Consider the following 2,622-nt stretch of genomic DNA (forward strand, 5'->3'; position numbering starts at 1 on the left):
GACAGAAACAGCGTCAGGCGCATTCGGCGGCTCCAATGTCAGCAATCGGGCCGGGCCACCCTGCAGCGGCAAAGCTGCCGCTGCAAGTCTTAACGATTGCAGGTAATGCGGTTGTTGGAAAACACACTTCCCGCAATGGGTGTGGCGCGCAGTTAAGCTATTGGGCGGCCTTCAACCCGATGTTTAGGCGTTTGTTAAGGCTCATTTCCGCCGTAATTGAGCCGCGAAGTTACCGCCAAAGCTGGGTTTTGCGCGAAAACAGGGGGAATCCTGAATTTTTCTCCTAACGAAACCCAGCGGATTTTCCCTTGTTTTTAAGGGGTTTTTTCGAAAATCGCAGGGGCTCGTTAAGAAAATAAGGGGTTTGAGTGCCTCGGCCCAGACAGAACTGCCTCGCGTTAAGGTTTTGTTAATTCTGTCTCATTCTGCCCATGTTTCCGCCTGCGTGGCACCGCAGCAAGCCGCATTCCAGCCTCAGGGCTCACCGACCATAGCAGTGTGGGAACATGGAGTGGGTTATGAGACGATTACTGGTAATTGCAGCTTCCGTATTCATCGGCATAAGCGCCGGACCCGGTTCAGCCGGGCAGCCTGCGCCTGCGCAGTCGGTGCAAGGATGGGAGGCGGTAGGACGCCTGAACATAGGCGGCAGGGCCATGTGCACAGCCAGTCTGATCGCGCCGGATCTGGTGCTGACGGCGGCCCATTGCATGTATGACATCCGCAATGGCCGGGCCGTGAACCCGCGGAGTATCAAATTTGAGGCAGGGCTGAACGGCCGCCGCGCCAAGGCGTCGCGCCAAGTGGTCAAGGCTGTTGTCCATCCGGGCTACCGGCATGGCCGGACCGGACAGTTTCAGACCGGAACAGACATTGCTGTGCTGCGCCTGGACAGCCCGATCAGTGCAAATGTGATCCGCCCGCTGGTGCTGGCCGCGGCGCCGGAGCGCGGCATGCGGGTGGATGTGATGTCTTACTCGCACCGCAATGCGACATCGCCCCGGCTGCAAAGCGCCTGCCAGGTGATTGCGGCGCGGCAAAGCTCGCTGATCACCACCTGCCGGGTCGATTTCGGGGCGTCCGGTTCACCCGTGCTGCAGAAGCGTCCGGGCAGGGCGCCGCAGCTGGTCTCGGTGATCTCTTCCAAGGCCCGGATGGGGGGCAGGGGGGTGTCGCTGGCCGCGCCGCTGGGGGATGCGCTGCAGGCGCTGATGCGGCAGGCGGGGTGACCGCAGCCGCCGCTGCGGCCCTATAGCCTGCTGCTGAATAAGAGCGGCAGGACGCGAAGCAGCCCCGTTTGGTTCCCCGGGGCTGTTTCCTTTTGCAGAACGCCGTCCTGCGGTTACTGGCTGCTGAGGCGGACCTCTTCCAACGGATAGGCCAGGCTGTCCTGGTCTTCCCAATTCATGTGGCAGCCTGCGCAGAAGCTTTGCTTGATCTTCATTTCCTTGCCATTGGGCAGAAGCGCTGCATAGAGCCAGTCGCCGGCCTCGGGCGCCCCGCCGACGGCCAGTTTTGTCATGATGAACAACGGGCCGGGAACGGCGTTGCCTTTCTTGACTTTGAAGCTTTCCTTGGCCAGAACCGACCCTGCCGGCATGGTAAAGCCGTCATCTGCAAACTTCAGATACTGTTCAGCGGCGATGCCGTTTGCAAAGGTCTGCAGGAAACGCTCGCCATGCGGGCCGGCAAGGGCCGGGCGGGTTGATGTCACGTGCCACGAGCGGAATTCAGCGCCGACCGGATCGCCGTTCCCGGCATATCCTTCGGCCATTTTGGCCTCGATGCATTCATAAATTCTGGAAACGGCCTCTGCTTCAAGTTCGGAAGGGTCGCCGTCTACAAGGCACTCCTGTGCAAGGGCGCCCACGGGTGCGAGGGCCAGAATTCCTGCGGCAATCTTCGTTGGTACATTCATGGCCTTTCTCCCTGAATTGAATAGCAGCGGGTCGTGTTGAGGTGTTCACGGTCGCATATTTCCGGGAATTGCCGGGTCACAACTCTACACGGCTGTGTGAAAGCACAGTGCGCAAAGAAAAAGCCCCGGGGCGTTGCCGGGGCTTTTGAAAACATAGGGTTGAAGCGCCTCAGGACAGGGCGCTTAGCCTTGCAGCGATTTCACCTCAACATCCCCTTCAGCCTGGGCTTTGATCGCCCGTGCGGCGGCGTTGGCGCCTGCCGCGGTGGTGAAATAGGGGATTTTGTCATAGAGCGCGACGGAACGCATTTCTTTGCTGTCTTCAACAGCTTGCGCGCCTTCGGTGGTGTTCATCAGCAGTTGAACGTCGCCGTCCTTCAGCATGTCGACCACGTGTGGACGACCCTCATAGACTTTGTTCACCAGCGCGCAGGCCACGCCCTGGGCCTCCAGCCAGGTCTGGGTGCCGCGGGTGGCGACCAGGGTAAAGCCTTGCTCCACCAGGATCTGCGCCGCTTCCAGCATCAGGCGGCCCTTGTCGGCATCCTTGATCGAGATAAAGGCGCGGCCCTGCGACGGCAGCACCATGCCGGCTCCCATCTGCGCTTTGAGGAAGGCGCGGGCAAAGGAGCGGTCCCAGCCCATGACTTCGCCGGTGGAGCGCATTTCCGGGCCAAGGATAGTATCAACGCCGGGGAAACGGG

Annotated in this window: 3 protein-coding genes and 1 pseudogene; 2 read left to right on the forward strand and 2 right to left on the reverse strand. The window is 60.6% G+C overall.

Going from position 1 to position 2,622, the window contains the following annotated elements; translation table 11 throughout:
* The coding region (locus tag A2I95_RS30680; protein ID WP_291735934.1) for a hypothetical protein at positions 1-287 on the forward strand (287 nt) is incomplete at its 5' end.
* Between the two features lie 231 nt (positions 288-518).
* Entirely contained in the window at positions 519-1,229 is a 711-nt protein-coding gene (locus A2I95_RS30685) for a trypsin-like serine protease (protein ID WP_291735935.1), read from the forward strand.
* Between the two features lie 113 nt (positions 1,230-1,342).
* Here A2I95_RS30685 and A2I95_RS30690 read toward each other — a convergent pair whose 3' ends face one another.
* Together A2I95_RS30690 and A2I95_RS30695 are read right to left on the reverse strand one after the other, a co-directional pair.
* Complete coding sequence (locus A2I95_RS30690; RefSeq protein ID WP_291735937.1) at positions 1,343-1,918, reverse strand: cytochrome P460 family protein; 576 nt, start codon at positions 1,916-1,918, stop codon at positions 1,343-1,345.
* 183 nt (positions 1,919-2,101) lie between these two features.
* Positions 2,102-2,622: pseudogene (locus A2I95_RS30695) on the reverse strand (carbamoyl phosphate synthase large subunit); the annotation flags it as partial.

Source organism: Leisingera sp. F5 (assembly GCF_001593695.1).

Excerpts from the sequence above, each read along its gene's own strand:
- A2I95_RS30685 (WP_291735935.1), top strand. The coding sequence starts at position 519 with ATGAGACGATTACTGGTAATTGCAGCTTCCGTATTCATCGGCATAAGC.
- A2I95_RS30690 (WP_291735937.1), bottom strand. The coding sequence starts at position 1,918 with ATGAATGTACCAACGAAGATTGCCGCAGGAATTCTGGCCCTCGCACCC.